This window comes from Rhizobacter sp. P2_H3 (assembly GCF_056403355.1).
This window is the reverse complement of sequence record NZ_JBFUFQ010000108.1, coordinates 1-18,889: the sequence shown is the minus strand read 5'-3', so window position 1 is coordinate 18,889 and position 18,889 is coordinate 1. Positions and strand designations below refer to the sequence as shown.

General features: G+C 68.4%; 19 protein-coding genes and 1 pseudogene. 7 read left to right on the top strand and 13 right to left on the bottom strand.

Annotated elements, in window-relative coordinates; genetic code table 11:
- Positions 1 to 348 (bottom strand): TetR/AcrR family transcriptional regulator (locus AC1D1T_RS19090; RefSeq protein WP_477992312.1); only part of this gene is annotated, 348 nt, incomplete at its 3' end.
- A gap of 79 nt (positions 349 to 427) precedes the next feature.
- On the opposite strand from AC1D1T_RS19090, the gene AC1D1T_RS19085 reads away from it, so the two are divergent.
- The 3 genes from AC1D1T_RS19085 (at position 428) to AC1D1T_RS19075 (ending at position 2,982) form a co-directional block, all read left to right on the top strand.
- The gene (locus AC1D1T_RS19085; RefSeq protein ID WP_477992311.1) at positions 428 to 1,813 is read left to right on the top strand and encodes an efflux transporter outer membrane subunit; all 1,386 of its coding nucleotides are present in this window, start codon (positions 428 to 430) and stop codon (positions 1,811 to 1,813) included.
- Between the two features lie 3 nt (positions 1,814 to 1,816).
- Positions 1,817 to 2,485 (top strand): tRNA-uridine aminocarboxypropyltransferase, encoded by a 669-nt coding sequence (locus tag AC1D1T_RS19080; RefSeq protein WP_477992310.1) that lies wholly within the window; start codon positions 1,817 to 1,819, stop codon positions 2,483 to 2,485.
- 128 nt (positions 2,486 to 2,613) lie between these two features.
- A complete protein-coding gene (locus AC1D1T_RS19075; RefSeq protein ID WP_477992309.1) occupies positions 2,614 to 2,982 on the top strand; it encodes a DUF1428 domain-containing protein in 369 nt (122 codons plus the stop codon).
- Between the two features lie 118 nt (positions 2,983 to 3,100).
- Here AC1D1T_RS19075 and AC1D1T_RS19070 read toward each other — a convergent pair whose 3' ends face one another.
- From AC1D1T_RS19070 to AC1D1T_RS19060, 3 genes are all read right to left on the bottom strand, one after another.
- The gene (locus AC1D1T_RS19070) at positions 3,101 to 4,498 is read right to left on the bottom strand and encodes an MFS transporter (RefSeq protein WP_477841565.1); all 1,398 of its coding nucleotides are present in this window, start codon (positions 4,496 to 4,498) and stop codon (positions 3,101 to 3,103) included.
- Between the two features lie 106 nt (positions 4,499 to 4,604).
- Entirely contained in the window at positions 4,605 to 5,285 is a 681-nt protein-coding gene (locus AC1D1T_RS19065; RefSeq protein WP_465112609.1) for a type 1 glutamine amidotransferase domain-containing protein, read from the bottom strand.
- Between the two features lie 127 nt (positions 5,286 to 5,412).
- Positions 5,413 to 6,015: a TetR/AcrR family transcriptional regulator gene (locus tag AC1D1T_RS19060; protein WP_477841563.1), complete on the bottom strand. Its 603-nt coding sequence runs from the start codon at positions 6,013 to 6,015 to the stop codon at positions 5,413 to 5,415.
- A gap of 181 nt (positions 6,016 to 6,196) precedes the next feature.
- Between AC1D1T_RS19060 and AC1D1T_RS19055 the strand changes: the two genes are divergently transcribed.
- Positions 6,197 to 7,129 (top strand): hypothetical protein, encoded by a 933-nt coding sequence (locus AC1D1T_RS19055; protein ID WP_477992308.1) that lies wholly within the window; start codon positions 6,197 to 6,199, stop codon positions 7,127 to 7,129.
- Positions 7,130 to 7,523: 394 nt separating this feature from the next.
- On the opposite strand, the pseudogene AC1D1T_RS19050 reads toward AC1D1T_RS19055, so the two are convergent.
- The 3 genes and pseudogenes from AC1D1T_RS19050 to AC1D1T_RS19040 all read right to left on the bottom strand — a co-directional run.
- Positions 7,524 to 7,778 (bottom strand): annotated as a pseudogene (locus AC1D1T_RS19050) (hypothetical protein); the annotation flags it as partial.
- A gap of 74 nt (positions 7,779 to 7,852) precedes the next feature.
- Positions 7,853 to 9,085 (bottom strand): MFS transporter, encoded by a 1,233-nt coding sequence (locus tag AC1D1T_RS19045; RefSeq protein ID WP_477843035.1) that lies wholly within the window; start codon positions 9,083 to 9,085, stop codon positions 7,853 to 7,855.
- 51 nt (positions 9,086 to 9,136) lie between these two features.
- Entirely contained in the window at positions 9,137 to 9,505 is a 369-nt protein-coding gene (locus AC1D1T_RS19040; protein ID WP_477843037.1) for a YciI family protein, read from the bottom strand.
- Between the two features lie 189 nt (positions 9,506 to 9,694).
- Here AC1D1T_RS19040 and AC1D1T_RS19035 point away from each other — a divergent pair, with 189 nt between their 5' ends.
- Positions 9,695 to 11,224 (top strand): Fic family protein, encoded by a 1,530-nt coding sequence (locus tag AC1D1T_RS19035; protein WP_477843039.1) that lies wholly within the window; start codon positions 9,695 to 9,697, stop codon positions 11,222 to 11,224.
- Between the two features lie 4 nt (positions 11,225 to 11,228).
- Here the strand turns inward: AC1D1T_RS19035 and AC1D1T_RS19030 are convergent, their stop codons facing one another.
- Genes AC1D1T_RS19030 through AC1D1T_RS19015 form a run of 4 tightly spaced genes read right to left on the bottom strand, consistent with a single transcriptional unit; the run spans position 11,229 to position 15,009 of the window.
- Positions 11,229 to 12,395 (bottom strand): mandelate racemase/muconate lactonizing enzyme family protein, encoded by a 1,167-nt coding sequence (locus AC1D1T_RS19030; protein ID WP_477828486.1) that lies wholly within the window; start codon positions 12,393 to 12,395, stop codon positions 11,229 to 11,231.
- 20 nt (positions 12,396 to 12,415) lie between these two features.
- Positions 12,416 to 13,111 carry an SDR family NAD(P)-dependent oxidoreductase gene (locus AC1D1T_RS19025; protein ID WP_477843043.1) on the bottom strand — a complete coding sequence of 232 codons (696 nt, stop codon included), beginning with the start codon at positions 13,109 to 13,111 and terminating at the stop codon, positions 12,416 to 12,418.
- Positions 13,101 to 14,066 carry a Bug family tripartite tricarboxylate transporter substrate binding protein gene (locus AC1D1T_RS19020; protein ID WP_477992307.1) on the bottom strand — a complete coding sequence of 322 codons (966 nt, stop codon included), beginning with the start codon at positions 14,064 to 14,066 and terminating at the stop codon, positions 13,101 to 13,103. The genes AC1D1T_RS19025 and AC1D1T_RS19020 overlap by 11 nt, the downstream gene beginning before the upstream one ends.
- Positions 14,067 to 14,076: 10 nt before the next feature.
- Complete coding sequence (locus AC1D1T_RS19015; RefSeq protein WP_047510502.1) at positions 14,077 to 15,009, bottom strand: dihydrodipicolinate synthase family protein; 933 nt, start codon at positions 15,007 to 15,009, stop codon at positions 14,077 to 14,079.
- A 123-nt stretch (positions 15,010 to 15,132) separates the two neighbouring features.
- On the opposite strand from AC1D1T_RS19015, the gene AC1D1T_RS19010 reads away from it, so the two are divergent.
- Positions 15,133 to 16,062, top strand: coding sequence for a LysR family transcriptional regulator (locus tag AC1D1T_RS19010; protein WP_477827911.1), 930 nt, complete (start codon positions 15,133 to 15,135; stop codon positions 16,060 to 16,062).
- 162 nt (positions 16,063 to 16,224) lie between these two features.
- On the opposite strand, the gene AC1D1T_RS19005 is transcribed toward AC1D1T_RS19010, so the two are convergent.
- Positions 16,225 to 17,379 carry an alpha/beta fold hydrolase gene (locus tag AC1D1T_RS19005; protein ID WP_477992306.1) on the bottom strand — a complete coding sequence of 385 codons (1,155 nt, stop codon included), beginning with the start codon at positions 17,377 to 17,379 and terminating at the stop codon, positions 16,225 to 16,227.
- Positions 17,380 to 17,557: 178 nt separating this feature from the next.
- On the opposite strand from AC1D1T_RS19005, the gene AC1D1T_RS19000 reads away from it, so the two are divergent.
- On the top strand, positions 17,558 to 18,178 hold the full coding sequence (locus AC1D1T_RS19000; RefSeq protein WP_156155082.1) for a TetR/AcrR family transcriptional regulator: 621 nt from the start codon (positions 17,558 to 17,560) through the stop codon (positions 18,176 to 18,178).
- On the opposite strand, the gene AC1D1T_RS18995 is transcribed toward AC1D1T_RS19000, so the two are convergent.
- On the bottom strand, positions 18,175 to 18,889 hold a 715-nt coding region (locus AC1D1T_RS18995), incomplete at its 5' end, for a tetratricopeptide repeat protein (protein ID WP_477992305.1). The two genes, AC1D1T_RS19000 and AC1D1T_RS18995, sit on opposite strands and share 4 nt — an antisense overlap.

The following is an 18,889-nucleotide window of genomic DNA, read 5'->3' as shown; positions in this document are numbered from 1 at the left end:
CGGGTAGCTCGTGACGGCGGCGAGCAGGTTCGTCAGCAGCAGCTTCTCGCTGCGCGGCATGTCGAAGGTGTCGTCGACCAGGGCCTGCAGCAGCGCACTGGTGGTGTCACCGCGTTTGGCTGCCTTGTCGCGGCTGCGCTGGTCGAGCTGCTCGATCATGCGTTCGACCAGTGCGCCGAGCAAGTCATCCTTGGTCTTGAAGTGATAGATCAGGCCGCCCTTGGTGACACCGGCGGCCGCGGCCACGGCTTCGAGGGTCAGCTCCTGCACGCTGCCTTGGGTGATCAGCTCGGCCGCCGCGTCGAGCAGCTTTTCGCGGGAGCTGCTGCGCCCCGGTGGGTTGGTCATGAGGGCCTCCTCGAGGATTGAAACTGTACTATACGTATAGTAAAGTAATTACCATCGACACGTCAACCGGAGATCGTTCATGTCCCCCTTCGCCCGAACCCACGTCGGTGCCTGCGTCGCGCTGCTGTCGGCCCTGGCAGGCTGCGCCACATCGGCCGTGGCCCCGCAGCCTTCGCTGGCGCTTCCCGCTGCGTGGAGCATCGATACGCCGCCCGTTGCGGGCGAGGCTGGCCGTGCCGGCGACGCCTGGTGGCGGGACTTCGGCAGCGCGGAGCTCSACGCGCTGATCGAGACCGCGCTGCAGGCCAACCGCGACCTGCGGATCGCCGCTGCGCGCGTGGCCCAGGCGCGCGCCGGGGTCGATGCGGCCGATGCGGATCGCCGGCCGCAGCTCGGCTTGGCGGCCGCTGCGAGCCGCGGGCGCGATTCGAGCGCGGACCCGAAGGCCGACGTGACGTCGATCGGCTTCCGTGCGAGCTGGGAGCTCGACCTGTTCGGTGCCAAGGGGATGGCCGGCACCGCGGCCCGGCGCGATGCGCAGGGCGCCGAGCTGGCGAACCAGGCCCTGCGCGTGGCGATCGCTGCCGAGGTGGCCACGGCCTGGTTCGAGATCCAGGCGCTGGCGCAGCGCGAGGCCGTGAGCCGGGACGCCGTCGCGACGCTGCAGCGGCAGGTCGACGTGCTGCGGCGTCGTTTCGAAGCCGGTCAATCGAGCGTGCTGGACACGGACCGGCTCCTCGCCGAGCTGCGCCAGGAAGAGGCGGCCGCGGCCCAGCTGCAAGGCGCACAGCGCAGCCGGCTGCGGCAACTGGCCGTGCTGTGCGGCGGGGCGCCCTCGACGACGGCTGCGCTCGGCAGCGCCGCCTTCACCGGCGCACCGGCTGCGGGCCTTGCCGCGCCGCTGCCCGCAGAGCTGCTGGAGCGCCGGCCCGACGTGCAGTTGCAGGCGCGCGCCGTCGAGGCCGCCGCGGCGCGTCTCGGCGTGGCCAAGCGCGACCTCTATCCCCGCATCCAGCTCGACTGGGCCGGGCGCAAGGAGCGCCTGGCCGTCGACGGGGCGAGTGCGTCGCCCGCGCTGGTCGTCGGCTATGGGCTGACGGTGTCGCTGCCGATCCTCGATGGGGGCCGCATCCGCTCGAACATCGCCGTCCACGAAGCGCGGGCCGAGGAGGCCATGGCGGCGTACGAGAAGGCGATGCTCGGCGCCCTGGCCGATGCGGAAATCGCGCTGGTGCAGCAGGCGGCTGCCGACACCAGCGCCAGCGCGCTGGAGCAGGCCCTGCGCGCCGGCAACGACGCCTCGCGCCGCAGCCAGCGGATGTTCGACGCCGGCCTCGTCGGGCTGGACACCGTGCTCGACGTGCACCGCAGCCAGCTGCGTGCGCAGGATGCCTTGCTGCAGGCGCGCGGCGCCCAATGGGCCGCGGCCGTGGCGGTGCGGCGGGCTTTCGCGGGCCGGGTCTGAAGGATGAGCCCCCAATTGTCGTTTTCCTCGGCGTGCGAACATGCCGGCGTGAACGGTACGTCAACCCTCTGCCGCGTGGCTTGCGCGCGCTGCCTGCGGCCGCAGGTGACCTGCTTGTGTGCGCTGACGAAGGCGACCGCCCATCGCACCGAAGTGCTGGTTCTGCAGCACCCGCAGGAACAGCGACAGGCCAAGAACAGCGTCGCGCTGCTGCGACTGTCTCTGGCGCACTGCGAGGTGGTCGTTGGCGAGCGCTTCGAGCCTGGGGCGCTGGCGGCACTGTTGCAGAGGCCTGGGAGGGACACGCGGCTGCTCTATCCAGACGTGCCTGCCGCCCCGGCGTCGTCAGCCCCTGGGACAACGGCGGGTGCGCCTGTGCGTCTGGTGGTCATCGATGCGACGTGGCGCAAGAGCCTGCGCATGCTGCTGGAGCACCCGACCCTGGCGGCGCTGCCGCGGCTGTCGCTGGACGCGCCAGCGCCGACCCGCTACCGTGTGATTCGCGCGGCGCGGCGAGCCAACCAGGTCTCGACACTGGAAGCTACCGTGCAGGCGCTGGCGACGCTGGAGGGCCCGTCCTTCGACGCCGCACCGCTGCTCGACGCATTCGGCCTCTTCGTCGCGGGTGTTGCGGCCCGTCAGCGGCATCAGGCGCCCGCGGTCAAGACGTAGCGCTCCCGCCCGGGAGCGGGTGTTGTTGAAAGGCACGCCATGTCGATCTGGCTGCCCGTCGTTCGTCGTTGGATACGAGGTGCCCTCAGGCGGGCGCGCCGATCGTTCAATTCAACAGGAGTGAAGACATGTCCTACATCGATGGTTTCGTGATCGCGGTCCCCACCGCCAACAAGCAGAAGTTCATCGAGCACGCGCGCCATTTCGACTCGCTGTTCATCGAGCTGGGTGCGCTCCGCGTGATCGAAGGTTGGGGCGACGACGTCCCCGACGGCAAAGTGACCGATTTCCGCCGCGCAGTCCAGGCCACGGGTGAGGAGACGGTGGCCTTTTCGTGGGTCGAATGGCCGGACRARGCCACGCGTGACGCAGGCATGAAGAAGATGATCGAAGACCCGCGCATGGATCCGTCCACACCCGGCAACCCGCCGATGCCCTTCGACGGCAAACGCATGATCTTCGGCGGCTTCGAACAGGTGGTCGAAGTGAAGGCTTGAGCGGCGAGCGGCGATGCCGCCCTGGGAGGTGCCACTGCGTCACGGCGGGCACGCCGCGGACCCGCAAATGCCGCGTGCCATCCCCTGCATCGCCCGGGGCGCATTTGTCCCCAACGTCTCATGAGAGTTGAGCCGCCGCCCCTCCGGCACGCTGCAGCCTGTCATGGCGGCGTGTCGGCGTGAGAGACGGAGCCAGTGACACCATGAACGCTGCGGCGGCCACCAAAGTCCAAAGGCCTGCTTGAAAGCTGCCGGTTCGATCCCGCAGGAGCCCAAGTGTGAGAGGCCCGAGCGCTCCCAGAGAGTAGCCGATGAACAGCACGAAAGACGTCCAGGAGTTGGCCTCCTCCGGGCCCGAGACGTTGTCGAGCGGAAGTGTCATGCCGAGCGAGAACGACGCACCGATACCGCATGCCACGATGGGGATCGCCACCAAGGGCATGAACCTCGGCGCGACTGCGGTCGCTAAGAGCCCGACAAGAGCGATGCTGGCGAACAGTCCGATCAACCATCGGCGATCCTCGCGCCTGGAAAGCAATGCCGGCAGCGGGTTGGACAACATGAACGCCATCGTGAAGCTGGCGAGCAGCATCCCTGCGTACGCTTGCGTCGCACCGAGTTCCCGATACATCGGCGCAATCCAGGACAGGAAGCCGAAGAACAGGAAGTTGTTGGTCGCGAAGTAGGCTGCCGCCAGCCAGGCGCTTGCCGAGCCCAGGGGATGGCGATGCGCTCCGGCAACCGCTGAGACAGGAGCCAGCCCGATTCCCTCGGATCGGGACACGACCCACCACGCTGCGATGGCGGTCAGCCCCGGTAGCGCCCAAGCGCCCGTTCCGAGTCGCCACCCGCCAATAGCTGCGAGGGGCGCGGTCGCGGCTGCGGCCAGCGTGCTGCCCAGGCCGATCGACATTGCGTACAGACCCATCAGCAACGGAACATGCCGCGGAAAGCGGGCCTTGACGAAGCCCGAGATCAGGGCGCCGGCGACCGCGATACCTGCACCCACGCCTGCCGTGGTGACCAGCAGTTGCGTCGTCGTTTGGACGAAGGCCCTGAGCAGCGTGGCGATGCTCAGCACGGCGAGTGCGGCCAGGATGACGCGATCCCTGCCGAATCGCCGGGCCAGCCACGGCGCGGGCAAAGCCAGCATGCCCATGAGGAGGTTGGGGATCGCGGTCAACAGAGAGGCCTGCGCGTTGGAGATTCCGAAGTCGCCACGGATCTGTCCGAGCAGCGGCCCCACCGACACGATGGCCGGGCGCAGGTCGATGGCGACCAGCACGATGCAGGCGATACCGGCGGCCAGGGTCAGCCCGGAGTTGTCCTTCGCGGCGGGGATATCGGCGCTCTGTGCGCGGTGCGACATCGCGGGCTCGATCGACGGCTTGCCGCTCTTGCCGGACATCGCGGCCGTGAAGGCCTTGTTGATGGCCAGCCCGGCCGCATGGGCCTCCGCGGCGGCGACCATGGCCCTCGCATCCGCGAGGGGCAGCGTTTTCACAAGATTCGGCATGGACTACCCTGGGTGAATGGAATCCGTCTGCGCTGCTCGCGGAGCGCGCAGCCGGGGTTCAGGAAAGGGATGCGGCGCGCCTCGCGCGGATTCGCGCCAACATCGTTCAGCGCGCCAGCTGCGCCATCACACGCGTCGCCGCCTCCGCGGACGAGGCCGGGTTCTGGCCGGTGATCAGGAGGCCGTCCTGCACCACGAAGGACTGCCAGTCGGCCGCCCGGTCGAAGCGACCGCCAAGACGCTTGAGCTCGTCCTCCACGAGGAATGGCACCACGTCGGTCAACTCCACCGCGGCTTCCTCGGAATTGGTGAAGCCAGTGACCTTCAGGCCGTTCACCAGCGGCTGGCCGTCCGCACGCCTGGCGTGGCGAAGGGCACCCGGCGCATGGCACACCAAAGCCACCGGCTTGCCGGCCTGCAAGGTGGTCTCGATCAGCTTGACCGAGTTCGGGTCTTCGGCCAGGTCCCACAGCGGGCCGTGCCCACCGGGATAGAACACCGCATCGAATCCTTCGTGCGTGACCTCGGCCAATGGCACCGTGCTTGCCAGCGCGGCCATGGCGTAGGCGTCCGCCTCGAATCGCCGGGTCGCGTCGGTGCGGAACGCTTCGGTGTTGCTCTTGGGATCCAGCGGCGGCTGGCCGCCTTGGGGCGAGGCCAGCACGATGTCGGCGCCGGCCGCCTTGAACTCGTAGTAGGGGGCTGCGAGTTCTTCCAGCCAGAAACCGGTCTTGAGGCCGGTGTCGCCCAGTTGATCGTGGGAGGTCAGGACAATCAGGATCTTCATCTTCATTCCTTTCAAAGGTGCAGTGGCGAGGAAAACAGGACGTCGGCCGAGCCACTATTAGACCGGTCGTCTAGTGATCGATCCCAAAAAAAATGCGCTGGGCGCATTCTTTCGGGCCTTCCCACCATCAGTGGCGGGGCAAGTGCAATATCCGGCGCGTCATCTGAAGTGTTGCTTCAAACGGTTGGACGTCGCGCACGATCTTCGCCATCACGCTGGCGCCCAGCCAGAGTTGATAGAGGTTCTGCGCGACCTCATCGGCGCGACCTTCAACTTGCAGGGAACCATCGGCTGCCCCAGCCTCGATGGTGACGGCGATTCTGCCGATGATTTCGGCCGTGCCGGTCTTGAGCGCCTGGCGCATCGACTCGGAGAGATCAGCGACCTCCGCGCCCAGTTTCACGGCCAGACATTTGCCCTGGCAGTCGAAACTCTGCTGCGTCAGCGCCCACTGGAGCCAGTAGTTCATCAACCGCTGCGCCGCACTTTCACCCGGCATGTTCAGCGTGCGATCCATGTCGGTCAGGTAGGCATCGAAATAGTCGGTCAGCATCGCCTCGCCAAGGGCATCCTTGGACTCGAAGTAGTGGTAGAACGATCCTTTCGGGACACTGGCAAAACTCAGGATCTCGTTCAACCCGACCGCCGAGAAACCTTTTCCGCTCATGATCCGCTGAGCGGCGTCGAGGATGTTCCGGCGGGTGTCTACAGTGTCATGGGCGGGGCGCATGGGCAGGACTCTAAGCTGAATTAGACCAGTCGTCTAGTGATTTTTTGCGCCTTCTTTTGCACAGGGGCGTCGGTCGATGACCGCCTTGTGCCACTTGGCGTGAACCCACCCCTGGCCGCACAACATCAGGCGAGTCGCTAGACTGGCCGTCGGTGCACTCCGCGAGCACTCGACCCGCCCGATGCCAGAACCATCCGAACACCTCGGCCCGCCTGCTGCCGGCCCCTCCTCTGCGAGCGCATCGCCGCCGGGGCGTGCGCTCGACATCGCCGCATTGGGCCTCGATGCACGCGATCGTGCCGTGCTGGTCTCGATGACGCGCATGCTCGACGGCCAGGCCGGCCTGCGCCTGCGCTGGGTGGAAGACGCCACCGCCTGCACCACGCTCTTCGTGCCGCACGACTGGTCGCAGTACGTCTCGCCACCGCGGGTGCTGGTTCGGCTCACGCCACGCGGCGCGACGCCGGCCGACTCGCCGCGCGGCCTGTCGGTGGCCTCGCCGCTGCGGGTCAGTGAAATGACCGATGTGCTCGAAGCCGCCGCAGCGCTGTACGAGCTGGCGCGCGGCGCCGTGCAGCGCGAGCATGCCCGCATGGCGCTGCACGCATTGCGGGACCAGCTGGTCGGAGCACTGCTCGCCGGCGAGCGTCGACGAACGCTGGTCGGCGTGGGTGACGGGCACGGCCTGGTCGTCGACTTCCGAACGGGCGACATCACGAGTTCGCTGTCGCAGGCCGAACTGCTGGCGCGGCCGTTGAATGTGGCCGACCCGCAACGCGCGCCCGATGCCGTTTCGTGGCCGGGCGCGACCCACACCTTGCGGCTGTCGACCTTGCTGTGGGGCCTGACGCACGTCCTCATCGACCAGGGCGTTTCGCCTCGCACCATCAATGGCCGCTACCAGCTCACGCGCGCGCCCGAGCCTGCGGCCCTCGCGCGCCCGAGCACGCCGCGGCTGGTGACCGCCTGGACGCAGCGCGCCATGGGCGTTGGCGAAGCGGCCGCGGCGGGCCGGCTCTCGGCCTTCGAGATCCTGTGGTTCCTGAGCACGGCGTTGGCCCTGGGCATCGCCGTGCCGGCGACCGAGTCACAGGCAGGCACGACGCAAGCCTGAGCGGGCGAGGCCGGGGACGGCCAACCGCTGCTGGGTAAAGACGTGCCTCACCGAAGCAGGCCTCGCAATAATGTCGTCGTGCAAAGCGGCAGGTTCGCCGTCTGCTTCTTGTTGGCCGCCACCAGGGGTGCCCGTCATGAGCCGTCACGCTTTTGCCATCACGGTCCTTGCGGCGATGCTCGCACCTGCGGCGAGCGCGGACGCGATCGACCCCTGCTCGCTTCTCTCGGACGCTGAGAAGGCTGAACTGAGCCTCCGAAAGATTCAGTGCCGTCGCGCGAGTCGCAGCCAGGTGGTAGTGAGGTGACGCATCCGGCGCTGCAATTGCGGATCATTGCCAGCCTGGTCTCACGTGTCACGTCCCGAGGTGGCTGACCCCGTCGAACTCGTAGCCCTTCGGGTCCTTCGGCACCTGGTAGAACGCATAGAGGTGGTCGCCGTGGAAACCTTGCCCCGACGCCGTCGGCTTGTTGTTGTCGTAGCTTCCAGGGGTCGTCTTCACCATCCCGCCGACAGCGAAGCTCCCTTGGTTTTGAATCAGCAAAGGGCTCGAGGCGCCGCCTGGGGCGAGCGCCTGTGCGAGTGCTTCGCCGGCACGTTTCGCGGCATCTGCTTCGCCCTGCTCGGCTGACGCCGAGTACGTGCTCAGCAGAGAGGATCTGGTGGGCAGGCGCGGCCGTCTGCCTGCCCAGGCAGCCAAGCGAAAGACGGGTCGCTGGTACCTCACGCCGCCGCGGCGATGGTCTCACGCCGCGGCAACCGTGTGAACGCCAGCGCCGACAGGAAGGCCCCGATGCCCAGCGCGAACGCGCCGATGAAGAGCCACGCATAGCTGGACCACGCGTCGTAGATCAGCCCACCCAGCACCGGCCCCAGCGCCATGCCGAGGCTGCTGGCCATCGTGATGCTGCCGATCACCGTGCCCATCATGCGCAGCGGGAAATTCTCGCGCGCCAGCACGGCGAACAGCGGCATCACGCCCGCATAGGTGAAGCCGAACAGCGCAGCGACGGTGTAGAAGCTCCCCAGCTCGCGCGCGGACACGTAGCCCAGCACCACGATCGCCTGGGCGAGCAGCGCCAGCACCAGCACGCGCGCGGCTCCGAAGCGGTCGCCCAGCAGCCCGAACACGAGGCGCCCACCCAGGCCCGCGAGCCCTTCCAGGCTGTAGATCGACACCGCCGCCATCAGCGGGATGCCGCAGGTGACGGCGTAGCTCACCGTGTGGAAGATCGGCCCCGAGTGGGTGGCGCAGCTCAGGAAGCTCGTCAGCACCAGGATCAGGAACGGCGCGGAGCGCATGGCCTGCCCGACGGATGTGGCCGGCTGCTGCGCCGCGCCCGGTGCTGCTGCGGCCGGCGCTTGGGCGAGCGCCGGCGGGCGGCGCACCAGCAACGCCACGGGCAGCATGATGGCCGCGGCCAGGGCCGCGATGACCTGCAGCGCGGTTCGCCAGTCGTGGCCCTGCACCAGCCACGCGGCCAGCGGCGACATCGTCATCGGCGCCATCCCCATGCCGGCCGACACCAGTGACACCGCCAGGCTGCGCCGCGTGTCGAACCACCCGGTGACGCACGCCATCATCGGCGCGAAGATCGCCGCCGCGCTGAAGCCAACGACCGCGCCGAACGACAGCTGGAACGCGAGGAGCGATGTCGCCAGGCTGGACAGCGCGAGCCCGGTGCTGAGCAGCACGGAACCGGCCAGCACCACGATGCGCGGGCCCACGCGGTCGCAGAGCCAGCCCCAGGCGATGCTGCCGAGCGCGAGCGCCCCGAAGGCCAGCGTCATCGCGGTGGAGATCCCGGTGGTGGACCACCCTGTGTCCTGTGCGATCGGCCGCAGGAACACCGGCAGCGAGAACAGCCCGCCGATTGCCACGCAGCCGAGCACGCCACCGGCGGCCACGATGATCCAGCGATAGTGCGCGCGCAGCGCATGGGTCCAGGAATGCATGATCCGGTCCTTTGTCGATTCGACGTGATCTGAAGCGGCGTGATGCCTGCATCAGGGCGTGCCGCCGCACTCCGGCCCGTCGAGCTGGCGTACCTCGCACTCGACGTCCCAATCGGTGCCGTGCACCTGGAGGAAGCGCCGCGTCAACTCGACGGCCTCGGCCTTCGACTGCGCCTCGAGGATCGCGTAGCCCCCGATGACCTCCTTGGCCTCGGTGAACGGGCCGTCGATCACCGTGAGCCTGCCGCCGCGGTGAAGCCGCACGCGCACGCCTTCGGCGGTGGGCCGCAGGCCGGCGGTGCTCACCAGCTGCCCGGTGCGGGTCAGCTCCTCGATCAGCCGGCCCATGTCGGCCATCAGCTGCTCGCTGGGCACGTGGCCGGTGGTTTCGTCGATGCGGATCATCGAAAGGAATCGCATGGTCGGGTCTCCTGGGGCGTGGCGCAGCGGAACGATTCCGCCGCCTTACCCCGCGACGAATGGAGACCGGCCGAATCGACAATCTAGGCACCTCGACGCCTCCGCATAAACGTTTTTTCTGATGAATGGCGTTTTCTAATCAAAATCTGCGGAAAATAATCAAAGTCGATCGAAACTGCGGGGATCTAAGTGGCCGATTGGATCGGATACCAATGGCTAGCTGAGCGCTATGGCGTCTCGCCGGTCCAGGCATTCCGGACGGATAGCAGCATTGCCAAGTCTCGCGCCACGGTGCGCGAGGATGGGCATGTGCATCAGCAATACCTACCTGCTGCGCGGCCTGCGGACACCTTGGCGGGCCACCTGACCTTTGCCCTGAAACGCGAGGGTGTCCACCTGGAGTTCCTGGCGCGCTTGTTCCGCGTGCTGCCGGTGGCGGATCTGGCGGCTTGGGTGGCGAGTGAGCCGACGGGCCAGTACGCGCGCCGTGCCGGATTCTTCTATGAGTACCTGACTGGAGAGCACCTGGCGTTTCCGGGCGTGGTCGCCGGCAACTACGTCGCGGCGCTGGACGACGAGGCCTACCTCACCGCCAGCCACCCCACCAACAACCCGCGTTGGCGTGTGCGCGACAACCTGCCCGGCACGCGCGACTACTGCCCGCTGGTGCTGCGCACGCCACGCGTGCAGCAGGCCGAGCGGTACGACTGCGCAGAACACCTGGCGGACCTGGAGGTCGAGTTCGGTGCCGATCTGCTTCTGCGCAGCGCGGTCTGGCTGACGATCAAGGAAAGCCGGGCCAGCTTCGCGATCGAGCATGAAGAGCAGCACGTCGATCGCGTGCGGCGTTTCGCCTCCGCGATGGAGGAGCGCTGTGGGCAGGGCGAGGACCCGCTTTCGGAAGGCGCACTGGGCGAACTGCAGTCCCAGATCCTCGGACCCCGTGCGACGCGCTACGGCGTGCGCCGTTCGCCGGTGTTCGTCGGCGAGGTGGATGGCTTCACCGAGGTGATTCACTACATCGCGCCGCACTGGGACGAGACGGCGGCATTGCTGTCGGGCTTGCGCGGCTTTGCGGCGCGCACGACAGGCGCAGCCGCGCTGCTGCGTGCCGCCGTGCTGTCGTTCGGCTTCGTGTACATCCACCCCATGTCCGACGGCAACGGCCGGATATCGCGCTTCCTGGTCAACGATGTGCTGCGGCGCGATGGCGCCATCCCCGCGCCTTTCATCCTTCCGGTGTCGGCAACGATCACGAGCAGCGTCGTTCAGCGGCGCGGCTACGACCAGGTGCTGGAACTGTTCTCGCGACCGTTCATGCGCAAGTACGCCCAGGCCTGGCGCTTTGGCGCGGAGCAAGTGGCCGAGGACGGTGTGCACCACCACCTGCAATTCGATGCTTGGCAGGACGCGCTGCCCGCCTGGCGCTACCCGGACATGACCGACCACGTCGAGTACCTGGCCCAGGTGGTTCAGTTGACCATCGAGCAGGAGATGCGCAAGGAGGCAGGTTATCTGCGCAGCCTGCGCATGGCCCGCGAGCGCGTCAAGCAGGTCATCGAAGGGCCCGATGGCGACATCGATCGGATCATCCGTTCAGTGCGGGAGAACGGCGGCAAGGTGTCGAACAAGCTGCTGAGGGAAATACCCGCGCTGGCAGACGAAGCCCTGGCCGCAGAACTCGTGGCAGCCATCCAGGCAGCGTTTGCGCCTTCGTGACAACTCAGCCCGCCAGCCCCTTCATCTGAGCGTACAGATCCGCCTTGCCCTCGAACCCGATCCCCGGCAGCTCGGGCAACGTGACATACCCGTTGTCGACCTGCACGCCATCGGGGAAGCCGCCGTAGGGCTGGAACAGGTCCGGGTACGACTCGTTGCCGCCCAGGCCCAGGCCGGCCGCGATGGCCAGCGACATCTGGTGCCCGCCATGCGGCACGCAACGCGATGCCGACCAGCCATGCGCCTTCAGCATCTCCAGCGTGCGCAGGTACTCGACCAGCCCGTAGCTGAGCGCGCAGTCGAACTGCAGCCAGTCGCGGTCGGGCCGCATGCCGCCGTAGCGGATCAGGTTGCGCGCATCCTGCATCGAGAACAGGTTCTCGCCGGTGGCCATCGGCCCGGCATAGTGCTGCGCCAGCTCGGCCTGCAGGGCATAGTCGAGCGGATCGCCTGCTTCCTCGTACCAGAACAGGTCGTACTGCGACAGCGCCTTCGCATACGCGACGGCAGTCTTCAGGTCGAAGCGCCCGTTCGCGTCGACCGCCAGCTTCTGCCCCGGCCCGAGCAGGCGCAGCACGGCCTCGATGCGCTTGCAGTCTTCGGCCAGCGATGCGCCGCCGATTTTCTTCTTCACCACCGAGTAGCCGCGGTCGAGGTAGCCGCGCATCTCGCGCTCCAGCCCTTCCAGGCCCTGGCCCGGCCAGTAGTAGCCGCCCGCCGCGTAGACGAACACCTTGCGGTTGGCGCGGCCGGTGCCGTAGCGCTCGGCCAGCAGCTGGAACAGCGGCTTGCCTTCGATCTTCGCCACCGCGTCCCACACCGCCATGTCGATCGTGCCGACCGCCACCGAGCGCTCGCCGTGGCCGCCGGGTTTCTCGTTGGTCATCATCGTGGCCCACACCTTGTGCGGATCGATGTTGTCGCGTTCCGCATCGAGCAGGCTGGCCGGATCGGCCTCCTGGATGCGCGGCAGGAAGCGTTCGCGCATCAGCGCACCCTGGCCGTAGCGCCCGTTGGAATTGAAGCCGTAGCCGATCACCGGCTTGCCGTCGCGGATCACGTCGGTGACCACGGCGACCAGGCTCAGCGTCATCTTCGAGAAGTCGATGTATGCGTTGCGGATGCTGGACTGGATGGGCTTGGTCTGTTCGCGGATCTCGATGATCTTCATGGGGGGTTCCTGGGGAGTGTTCAGCGCGGCAGCGAGGCGCCGCCGCAGATCTGGATGTCCTGGCCGGTGATGGCCGCCGCCGCGGGCGAGAGCAGGAAGCCCACCAGCGCGGCGATCTCGTCGGGACGGATGAGCCGCCCGATCGGCGGCAGCACGGGCGCGGCGGCCTGCCGGGCGGGGTCGTCGGTCATCGCCGTCTGCGTGGCCGCGGGCGACACCACGTTGACCGTCACGCCGTGCGCCACTACCTCGGCGGCCCAGCTGCGCGACAGGCCGGCCAGCGCCGCCTTGGTCGCCGCGTACTGGCTGCGGCCGGCCTTGCCCTGCGCGACGCGGCTGCCGATCAGCACGACGCGGCCATGCCCCGCGGCCGCCATGGCCGGCAGCAGCCGGTTGCCGATGCGCTCGGCGGCATCCACATGCAGGCGCCACATCAGTTCGCCGTCGGCAGCCTGCAGGCTGCCGAGGCTGCCCACGCGCAGCACACCGGCGGCATGCACGAAGGCCTGGGCGTGGGCCAGGTGCTGCACCGCGGCGTCGGTCGCCGCGCCGTCGGCCAGGTCGACGCGCAGCGCGTGGAAATGCAGGTGCTCGAGCGTCGCCGGCCCCAGGTCGAGGCCGCTGACGAGCCAGCCGTCTTCCAGCAAGGCCTGCGCGATCGCCCGCCCGATGCCGGAACTGCTGCCGGTCACGACCGCATGGCGTTCACTCGGCACGGATCTTCCCCTCGGTCACGATGCGCTGCGACAGCGCCATGTCGTCCTTCTGGAAGCGCACGAAGTCGTCGATCGAGCCCGGCGTCAGCAGCAGCCCCTGCGGCGTCAGCTGCTCGCGCATGTCGGTGCCCAGCGCCTTGTTGACCTCGGCATTCAGGCGCACCGCGATCTCCTTCGGCAGGTTGGCCGGGCCCCACAGGCCGTACCAGCTGTAGAACTCGTAGCCCGGCACCGTCTCGCCGACGGTCGGCATGTCGGGCTGGCTGGGCACGCGGTTCTTCGAAGTGACGGCCAGCACCTTCAGCTGGCCCGCCTTCGCGAACGAAGCCGAGCCGAGGATCGGGTCGATGAAGGCATCGACGCTGCCGCCGATCAGGTCCTGGTAGGCCGGTGCGGACCCCTTGTAGGGCACGATGAGGTATTCCATCTGGCCGGCGCGGCGCAGCATCTCGGTGCTCAGGTGCCCGGCCGACCCGGTCGAGCCGATCGCGAAGGTCAGCTTGCCCGGGTGGGCGCGTGCGTAGGTCAGCAGGCCCTTGACGTCGTTGAACGGCAGGTTCTTGTTGACGGCGATCGCCAGCGGCGCCTTGGCCACCAGCGCCACCGGCGCAAAATCCTTGACCACGTCGTAGGCCGCGGTCTTCTGCGTCATCGGCGTGGTGGTGAAGGTCGACGCGCTGAACAGCAGCGTGTAGCCGTCGCCCGGTGCGCGGGCCACCGCCGAGGCGCCGATGGTGCCGGCACCGCCCGCGCGGTTGTCGACGATCACCGTCTGGCCGAGTTGCTGGCCGAGTTTCTGGGCCAGAAGACGGCCCACCACGTCGAGCGTGCCGCCGGGCGGGAAGGGGATGACCATCGTGATCGGCTTGGCGGGCCAGGGTTCGGCGCGGGCGCCGGCTCCCAGGCCGAGCAGTGCGGCGGCAGCGGCGCAAAGGAGGAAGTGTTGGCGGTTCATGTCGGTCTCCTCAGCGCTTGAGCAGGCCGGCCTGGGCGACCGCTGCACGCAGCGCGGCCATCTCGGCATCGTTCGGCGCCTCGGTGGGCGGGCGCACGGTCGGCGAGTCGAGCACGCCGGCCAGGTACATCCCCATCTTCATGCGCGCATGCGCCTCGCCGGTCGGTTCGCCGCCGCCGTAGACGGCATCCTTCAGCGGCGTGATGACGGCCTGCACCGCGACGGCCCGCTTCAGGTCGCCGGCCTTCACGGCTTCCCACAGGTCGTTGATCAGGCTCGGGATGAAGGTCGCAAAGCCCACCAGCGCGCCGTCCACGCCTTGCACCATCGACGCCAGCAGGTACTCGTCGTGGCAGGTGAGGATCGCCTTGCTCGCATCGGCCTGGCGGATGGCGGCGATGTCGGCGGCGTACTTGTTCATGTCGCGCTGCCCCACCTTGAAGGCGGCGACGGCGGGCAGGCGGGCCAGCTCCGCCAGCGTGGCCGACGAGTACGACGCGCGCGTCCACGCCGGGTAGACGTGCGCCACCAGGTCGAGCCCGACCGAGGCGATGGCCTCGAAGTAGCGCGTCACGTGGTCGGGGCGAAAACCGAAGCGCAGCCAGTGGTGCGGCGGCATCACGTCCAGCGCCTTGGCACCGGCTTCGCGCGCCATCGCGGCCTGCTCGGTGGCGTCGCGCGTGCCTTCGCAGACGATCGACGAGATCACCGGCAGCCGGCCCTTCAGTTCGTCGGCGACGATGCGCGTCACCTCGGCGCGCTCGCGCGGCAGCAGCGAGAACACTTCGCCGGTGTGGCCGTTGGTCATCACGGCCACCACGCCAGGCTGGGTGGCCAGCCACGCGGCGTGCTTGCGCAGCGCGGGCTCGTCGATGCGGTGGTCGCCGGTGAACGGGCAGGCGATCGCGGGGATGATGCCGCGGTAGTTCGGGATCGTGCGCATGGGTCTTGTCTCCTGTGTGTATGTCGAACAATCGTGTTGAACAATCGCCGTGGATCTTGCGCGCCGCGGCCGCCGTTGACCAATGCCGCTTGAGTCTTCTTCCATGCCTTGTGAGCACCGCCCATGAACCTGATCTGGCTCGACGATTTCCTGACCCTGGCGGCCAGCGGCAGCTTCTCGCGTGCCGCGCAGGAGCGGCACATGACGCAGCCGGCCTTCAGCCGCCGCGTGCGGGCGCTGGAAGACTGGCTGGGCGTGGTGCTGTTCGACCGGAGCACCCAGCCCGCCACGCTGACGGAGGCCGGGGAGTGGTTTCGCGCGGTGGCGCAGGAGCTGCTCACGCGCGTTGCGGGCATCCCCGACCAGGCGCGCGCAGTGGCCGATGCGAGTTCGGCCACGCTGCGCATCGCGTCCACCCATGCGCTGTCGTTCAGCTTCCTGCCGGGCTGGCTGCGCGGGCTGGAGTCGCGGCTGGTGCAAGGACCAGGGCAAGGGCCGGGCCCGGTGCAGCTGATCTCCGACGTGATGCAGCAATGCGAGGCGCTGATGCAGCAGGGCCGCGTGCAGTTCCTGCTGTGCCATGGCCATGAGCAGGTGCCGAGCCGGCTGGACCCGGCATCGCACCTGTGGGCCGTGGTCGGCCACGACGCGCTGTTGCCGGTGTCGGCGCCCGACGCCTCGAGCCGGCCGCGTCACTGGCTGGACGACGGCGGCGGCAAGCCGGTGCCGCTGCTCGAGTACAGCGCCGAGTCCGGCATCGGCCGCCTGGTGCGTGCCTTGCGGGGCAGTGCGCTGGCCGAGGCGCACACGCAATCCGCGCTGACGGCGCACCTGGCCAGCGTGCTCAAGACGATGGCGCTGGACGGCCGCGGCGTGGCCTGGCTGCCGCGCAGCCTGATCGCCGACGACCTGGCCGCCGGCCGCCTGGTCGCCGCGGGCGGCGCACAGTGGGTGATCGAGGTCGAGATCCGGCTGTTCCGGCCGCGCTCGCCCTTGCCGCGGGCGGCCGAACGCTTCTGGGCGACGGTCGAGGAGGTGCGCCCGGCTTCTTGAGGGCTAGCCGCTGAACAACTTCACACACCCTTCCGATTGGAAGAGTGGAAGCGCTTCCCAATATTTGTCTCCCTCGATGGGTGGACCGACCTGGTCATCGGCGATCCGCCGGCGCATCCCTTTTCCGGCGCGGTGAGGGGCCGTACCAGCCCGATGAAATGGTCAGGCCGCCTGGTCATCCATGAGCTCCAGAAGATCAATCGCGCTCCGGGCTCGCRCATCATTTCCCGTCGCCAGTCCCACGAGGTGGGGGCGCAGGGAATGAATGAACGTCTTCAGTGCTTCTTGCACCGAGACTCCAAGGTATGTTTCGTACCCTTGCTCCGGAGTGAATGTGCCGCCGAGGTCGATGAGCGATTCCATGACGGCGCGTTGCGCCCATGCTCGCCCACTGACAAGAATCTGCTCCAGCGCGGGAAGGGCACCCAGTACGACCGGGTAGAAGGTGCCTGCGTGGTTGTTGCCCATTGCCCAGAGGAACGCATCGCAGGCGTCAACTGCGGCCTGTTCATCGTTCGCTTCTCGAAGCGCAAGAAGGGCCCTCTCCACGCTGCCTGAGTCGTTTGAGTCTGGCTGCGGAAATTGGTCGATCCGGGTCGCGAGGCGAGACGAGGCGAACTCGAGGACGCGCCGAACCACGCGCGGGTCTTCGAGCAGCGTCTTGTAGTGCCCCAGGCCCTCGAGGAGGAGCCATTGAGCGCCAGGCCAGCTGGCCGCGGCGGCCTGCGCACCTTCGTGGGGGACGACCTTGTCATCGGACCCGTGAATGAACAGGGCCGGCTGGGGCATCGACGCAGCCTGTCGGCGCATGTCGATCCGGTCGGGATGGACGCCGATCACCTCCTGCAGCCGGTTCAGCAGGTGCGTCACGGTGGCCCCCTCCAATTTCGCTTGCCGTGCCATTGCGCGCACATACCCGCCATAGTGGGTCGGCGTCGCCAGGAGAGCCACACGGCCCACCTGCAGGCCTTCGTCCAGGGCCTGCACGATGCAGGCCCCGCCGATCGAGTGCCCGACCGCCAGCGCCAGCGGCCCGGCGACACCCTCGACCGCTCGCAACACACGCGCCGCCAGCGGGATGGACAGGCGCTCTCCGCCGGAGGTCCCGTGGCCGGGGAGGTGGGGGGCCCACACGGTGAATCCCGACGCCACGAGGGCGTCGCCGATTGTCTCCATGTCGGACGTCCTTCCCTGCCAGCCGTGGACGAGCAATGCGTGGGGGCCGCGGCCGCGCTTTCTCACATGCACCATCACCTGTGCGCCGTCAGGCCACGCTCCGGGGGTGTCGACGAGCAAGGAAATGACCTCGGCATCCACTGTCCGCGCGTCCTCGGGTGGCCGCTTGATGCGCAGCAGCGCGTCGATGAAGGCTTCGACATCGGCGCCGGGGGCGACGGACGTGTCTTGATGCGATGGTATGGAGGGCTTTCGATGTGTACAGGTCTGTTCCTTTAACTATAGGTACAGACCTGTACCATTGTCAACGGAGACCGCCATGACGACCTCGAACATTCCTGTCCAGGAAATCCGTTCCCGCCGAGGCGCGCCCGCGAAGGGCGAGCCCACCGCCCGGGAGCGCATCCTCGCCATCGCGCTCGATGCCTTCTACCGGGAAGGCATTCTTGCGACGGGCGTGGACACCATCGCCGAGCGGGCAGGGGTGTCCAAGACGAGTCTCTACCGCAACTTCGCCTCCAAGGATGAGCTGATCGAGGCGGTGCTGCGGGAGCAGGACCGCTTGTTCTTTGCCTGGTGGGACGAGATGGCGGGGCGACACCCCGACGACCCGCGCGCGCAGCTGCGGGGCTTGCTCGATGCGTTCGGGAAGCTGAGTTCGTCTCCCAGGTTCCGGGGTTGCCCGTTCATCAATGCCGCCACCGAGTTCCGGGGCCTCGATCACGTCGGCAAGACGCTTTCTGCCCAGAACAAGATCGAGGTGGTGCGACGACTGGCCGACATGTGCCGATTGCTGGGCGTCGCCGATCCCGCGCGGGCCGCTCGCCAACTGCTGCTGCTCATCGATGGCGTCCTGGCGGACGGGCAGTTCGGCCCCGAACTGCACTTCAGGGAAGGACTCGCCGATGCGGCGTTTGCCTGCATYGGACTGGGCGCCTAGGACCCTGGCGTGGCCAACCAACCCGCCACCCATCCCTCCACCTCCTGCTGCGTCATCGCCTCCCCTGCAGCCTGTTCGGCCTCGAACCGCTCCACCCCCAGCGCCCCCCGCGATGCCGCCATCAGCGGCGCGATGAACGCCTCGTCCACCGGATCGGCCCGCTCCCCATCCTCGCGCCTTCCCGCCAGCGCCACGCCGTGCAGCCTGGCCGCCTGCACATGCTCCCCCAGCGCCGAAGCGAGGCCCGCGGCCACTTCCGCCAGCCTCGCCCCCATCTTCGGCAGGCCATCGCGCCGCACCAGCGGCCACAACGCCTGCAGCGTCTCCCGCGCCGCCGGCCATTGCCCGAGGGTGACCTGCACCTGCGCCAGGTTGCTCTGCAACTGTCCCGTCACCGACGCCGGCAGCTCGAGCCGCTTCGCCAGCGCGATGGCTTCGTCGTACAGCGCCCGTGCCTGCGCATGGCGGCAGACACCGCGGTGGATCTCGGCGATGTTGTTCAGGCTGACCACCAGGCGGATGTCGGGCACGCCGTTGGAACGCAGCAGCTCGGTCGCCTGCTCATACGCCGACAAGGCCTCGTCGGCGCGCCCCAGCGCATGCCATGCGTTGGCGCGCAGGCTCAACGCCACGGCGGTGCGCTCGGCGTTGTCGGCCGATGCCGCCAGCTCGCCGCCCCGGTCGGCCCAGCGCAAGGCCTCGTCGTAGAAG

What these genes read in the sequence shown, in the direction of transcription:
- AC1D1T_RS19030 (WP_477828486.1), bottom strand. Translation starts at nt 12,395, where the DNA reads ATGAAGATCATCGAGATCCGCGAACAGACCAAGCCCATCCAGTCCAGC.
- AC1D1T_RS19080 (WP_477992310.1), top strand. Translation starts at nt 1,817, where the DNA reads ATGAGCCCCCAATTGTCGTTTTCCTCGGCGTGCGAACATGCCGGCGTG.
- AC1D1T_RS19070 (WP_477841565.1), bottom strand. Translation starts at nt 4,498, where the DNA reads ATGCCGAATCTTGTGAAAACGCTGCCCCTCGCGGATGCGAGGGCCATG.
- AC1D1T_RS19040 (WP_477843037.1), bottom strand. Translation starts at nt 9,505, where the DNA reads ATGCGATTCCTTTCGATGATCCGCATCGACGAAACCACCGGCCACGTG.
- AC1D1T_RS19020 (WP_477992307.1), bottom strand. Translation starts at nt 14,066, where the DNA reads ATGAACCGCCAACACTTCCTCCTTTGCGCCGCTGCCGCCGCACTGCTC.
- AC1D1T_RS19010 (WP_477827911.1), top strand. Translation starts at nt 15,133, where the DNA reads ATGAACCTGATCTGGCTCGACGATTTCCTGACCCTGGCGGCCAGCGGC.
- AC1D1T_RS19060 (WP_477841563.1), bottom strand. Translation starts at nt 6,015, where the DNA reads ATGCGCCCCGCCCATGACACTGTAGACACCCGCCGGAACATCCTCGAC.
- AC1D1T_RS19045 (WP_477843035.1), bottom strand. Translation starts at nt 9,085, where the DNA reads ATGCATTCCTGGACCCATGCGCTGCGCGCGCACTATCGCTGGATCATC.
- AC1D1T_RS19055 (WP_477992308.1), top strand. Translation starts at nt 6,197, where the DNA reads ATGCCAGAACCATCCGAACACCTCGGCCCGCCTGCTGCCGGCCCCTCC.
- AC1D1T_RS19065 (WP_465112609.1), bottom strand. Translation starts at nt 5,285, where the DNA reads ATGAAGATCCTGATTGTCCTGACCTCCCACGATCAACTGGGCGACACC.
- AC1D1T_RS19015 (WP_047510502.1), bottom strand. Translation starts at nt 15,009, where the DNA reads ATGCGCACGATCCCGAACTACCGCGGCATCATCCCCGCGATCGCCTGC.